At 69.1% G+C, this 3,010-nt stretch carries 7 protein-coding genes; 3 read left to right on the plus strand and 4 right to left on the minus strand.

All coding sequences use genetic code 11. The features are described from left to right. The 4 genes from IO39_RS53740 to IO39_RS43200 all read right to left on the minus strand — a co-directional run. A partial coding sequence (locus IO39_RS53740) for a MerR family DNA-binding transcriptional regulator (RefSeq protein ID WP_157549816.1) occupies nucleotides 1-129 on the minus strand: 129 nt, incomplete at its 3' end. 51 nt (nucleotides 130-180) lie between these two features. Next, the gene (locus tag IO39_RS57200; RefSeq protein ID WP_211267387.1) at nucleotides 181-423 is read right to left on the minus strand and encodes a hypothetical protein; all 243 of its coding nucleotides are present in this window, start codon (nucleotides 421-423) and stop codon (nucleotides 181-183) included. After that, nucleotides 362-1,105 carry a hypothetical protein gene (locus tag IO39_RS57205; protein ID WP_211267388.1) on the minus strand — a complete coding sequence of 248 codons (744 nt, stop codon included), beginning with the start codon at nucleotides 1,103-1,105 and terminating at the stop codon, nucleotides 362-364. Before IO39_RS57205 ends, IO39_RS57200 begins: the two co-directional genes overlap by 62 nt. A gap of 71 nt (nucleotides 1,106-1,176) precedes the next feature. Further along, nucleotides 1,177-1,719 (minus strand): LOG family protein, encoded by a 543-nt coding sequence (locus tag IO39_RS43200; RefSeq protein WP_043637482.1) that lies wholly within the window; start codon nucleotides 1,717-1,719, stop codon nucleotides 1,177-1,179. Between the two features lie 71 nt (nucleotides 1,720-1,790). On the opposite strand from IO39_RS43200, the gene IO39_RS43205 reads away from it, so the two are divergent. The 3 genes from IO39_RS43205 to IO39_RS53745 form a co-directional block, all read left to right on the plus strand. Further along, a complete protein-coding gene (locus IO39_RS43205; protein ID WP_043637484.1) occupies nucleotides 1,791-2,357 on the plus strand; it encodes a helix-turn-helix domain-containing protein in 567 nt (188 codons plus the stop codon). Between the two features lie 19 nt (nucleotides 2,358-2,376). Further along, nucleotides 2,377-2,832 carry a GNAT family N-acetyltransferase gene (locus tag IO39_RS43210; protein WP_043637487.1) on the plus strand — a complete coding sequence of 152 codons (456 nt, stop codon included), beginning with the start codon at nucleotides 2,377-2,379 and terminating at the stop codon, nucleotides 2,830-2,832. 67 nt (nucleotides 2,833-2,899) lie between these two features. Further along, on the plus strand, nucleotides 2,900-3,010 hold a 111-nt coding region (locus IO39_RS53745), incomplete at its 3' end, for a LysR family transcriptional regulator (RefSeq protein WP_157549312.1).

Raw genomic sequence — 3,010 nt, forward strand, 5'->3', positions numbered from 1 at the left:
CTCGCGGTAGCCGTTGTCCAGCCGGACCGGCCTGAGCAGGCCCTGCTCCTCGTAGTAGCGCAGCAGCCGCCTGTTCACCCCGGTCTTGTGAGCCAGATCAGGCGGCTCTCCGGTGACGTCCGGGGCCATCGGTCGATGACCCCGGAAGGGTGACGGACGGATATCGGGGACGATGCCCCGTCAGGATGCGGACAGGAGCAGATGCAGAGCGAAGAAGGTGATCAAGGCGCTGGAGACCAGGGCGGTGATGAGCCGCCCGCGACTGCCGGTGACCAGCTGGCCCAGCAGTGCCCCGCCACCGGCCAGGAGCAGTTGCCAGCTGGCCGAGGCCGCGAAGGCGGCCAGGACGAACACGGCCTGTTCAGCCACGTGTGGGGTGGCCGATGCCTGGATGCCGAGCACCAGTGCCGCGAAATAGATCACGGTGAGAGGGTTGAGCATCGTGATCCCCCAGCAGCGTCCAGTAGGCGCGTCCTGGGGTGAGCTGCATGGCGCCCATGGTGACGGGCTGATGGCGTTGGCGGTGTCGGCGGATCGCCGTCACCCCGGCCCGCAGGGCCGAGATGATGAGGACCAGCCCCGCTCCCCGGCGCAGAGGCGCCACGATCGGCTGGATGAAGGGGGTCAGGGCAGCGCCGCCAAGGGCAGCGATCAAGGCGTACATGCCGTCTGCCGTCGCTACTCCGAGAGCGGCGAAGGCTCCGGTCTTCAAGGACGTGCGAGCCGTGAGGGCCACCAGGTATGTCGCGACCGCGCCGACCGGGATGGCGATGCCATAGCCGGCCAGGAGCCCCGCGACCAGGGCGGCGATCGTGCTCGGACGTGCATCGGCCTCCATGGCCGGCGGATCTGCTGTCGGCCCCGCACCGGACTGGCGGTGTGCGCGGGCGACAGGAAGGTGAGAGTTCTGATCATGGCGGAGAGCATGAAGAAGGTCCGACTCGCCATCGCGGTTGTCGCGGTCGGACAGGGTGGCGCCGATGCGGCGCTCCTGTCTCTTGATGGCTTGGCCGACGCGGCGCTCCTGTTTCCTGATGGCTTGGCCGACGCGGGCCTGGGTGACGTGCAGCCGCTGGAAGGTGCGGCCGAAAGCGTTCAGGACCAAGACCCGCAGGCCCGGCAGGACGGCATCCGAGTTCCCCGAACATTCCCTTCGCTCCCCAAGAGGGCGGCCCCTCAGCCGAGGAGGGACAGCGCCCCCAGGGCGGCGGGCAGGTTCGGCTCGACGACGACGTCCTTCATGGCCGCCGGGGACAGGAATCCGTCGGCCGCGATGGCGTCGAGCGCCCTGAGCATGGGGGTCCAGAAGCCGTCGGCGTTCAGGAAGCCCACCGGTTTGCGGTGGAAGCCGAGCTGGCGCCAGGTCCACACCTCGAAGATCTCTTCGAGGGTTCCGAGCCCTCCGGGCAGGGCCAGGAAGGCGTCGGACCTGTCTGCCATGATCGCCTTGCGCTCGTGCATGGTCTCGCAGACGTGCAGCTCGGTGATGCCGTCGTGGGCCCATTCGCGCTCGACCATGCTGCGGGGGATCACGCCGATCACCTCGCCGCCGGCCTTGAGCGCCCCATCGGCGACCGCGCCCATGAGGCCGGCGCGCCCGCCGCCGTACACCACGCCGATCCCCCTGGTCGCCAGTTCGCGGCCGACGCCGGCGGCCAGGTCCGAGAAGGCGGGGGTGGCGCCGGGCGTCGAACCGGTGAAGATGGCGATGCGCTTCATGCGTCCCCCTTGCGGCTGCCGGTCAACGGCGCGCATTGTGGTGTTCTCATATCAGGGATATAGTCCCATATATGAGAACCGCGGAAGACCTGGAGACCCGGCTCGCCGGGCGGCTCGCCGACTTGCGGGTCGAACGCGGCTGGTCGCTGAACGAGCTGGCGGCGCAGGCGGGCGTGAGCCGTTCGACACTGTCGCGGCTGGAACGCGCGGAGATCAGCCCGACGGCCACGCTGCTGGGCAAGTTGTGCGCCGTCTACGGACGGACGATGTCACAACTTCTCGCCGAGGTGGAGTCGGCGCCCCCGCAACTGATGCGATCCGACCGGCAGCAGGTGTGGCGGGACGAGAAGTCGGGCTTCACCCGGCGCTCGGTGTCCCCGCCGCATGCCGGGCTGAAGGGCGAGGTCATGGAGGGCCTCCTGCGGGAGGGGGCCGACATCCCGTACGACAAGCCGCCCGTACCGGGCCAGGAGCAGCACATCTGGGTGCTGGACGGCAGGCTCGAGCTCACCGTGGACGGGCAGCGGCACGACCTCCGGAAGGGCGACTGCCTGCGATTCCGCCTATGGGGGCCGACGCGCTTCCGCAACCCCGGCCCCGGCGCCGTCCGGTACGCCGTGATGATCGTCCTACCGTGAGACACCGTCGAGGAGTGAGATGAACATCGTCGTGGACGACCTGTCCGGCCCGGAGATCGCGGCGTTCCTCAATGAGCACGTCGAGGAGATGAAGTCCATCACGCCGCCGGAGAGCGTGCACGCCCTCGACCTCGGCAAGCTCCGCACCAGCGACGTCACCTTCTGGTCGGCGACGGACGGCGGCTCGGTGGTGGCCTGCGGCGCGATCAAGAGGCTGGACCCGGCCCACGCCGAACTGAAGTCGATGCGCACCGCGTCCCACCGCAAACGCAGCGGGCTCGCGTCCCTGATGCTGGAGCACATTCTCACCGAGGCCAGGCGCATGGGGTTCACCCGGCTCAGCCTGGAGACCGGTTCGACCGAATTCTTCCTGCCCGCGAGAAGGCTCTACGAGAAATTCGGCTTCGAATACTGCGAACCCTTCGCCGACTACCGGCCCGACCCGCACAGCGTGTTCATGACGAGATCCCTCTGACCGAGGCCGTCCGAGCCGGACGCCATCCCCACGCCATCCCCACGTCAGCCCCGCAGGAGCGCCGGAGGTGGAACTTCGCGACATCGAGATCTTCCTGGCGCTGGCCGAGGAGCTGCACTTCGGCCGCACCGCGCAGCGGCTGCACGTGACCCAGGCCCGCGTCAGCCAGGCGATCAAG

Origin of the sequence: Nonomuraea candida (assembly GCF_000725485.1) — a bacterium.
GTDB classification, from domain to species: Bacteria; Actinomycetota; Actinomycetes; order Streptosporangiales; family Streptosporangiaceae; genus Nonomuraea; species Nonomuraea candida.

Excerpts from the sequence above, each read along its gene's own strand:
- IO39_RS43210 (WP_043637487.1), top strand. The coding sequence starts at position 2,377 with ATGAACATCGTCGTGGACGACCTGTCCGGCCCGGAGATCGCGGCGTTC.
- IO39_RS43205 (WP_043637484.1), top strand. The coding sequence starts at position 1,791 with ATGAGAACCGCGGAAGACCTGGAGACCCGGCTCGCCGGGCGGCTCGCC.
- IO39_RS43200 (WP_043637482.1), bottom strand. The coding sequence starts at position 1,719 with ATGAAGCGCATCGCCATCTTCACCGGTTCGACGCCCGGCGCCACCCCC.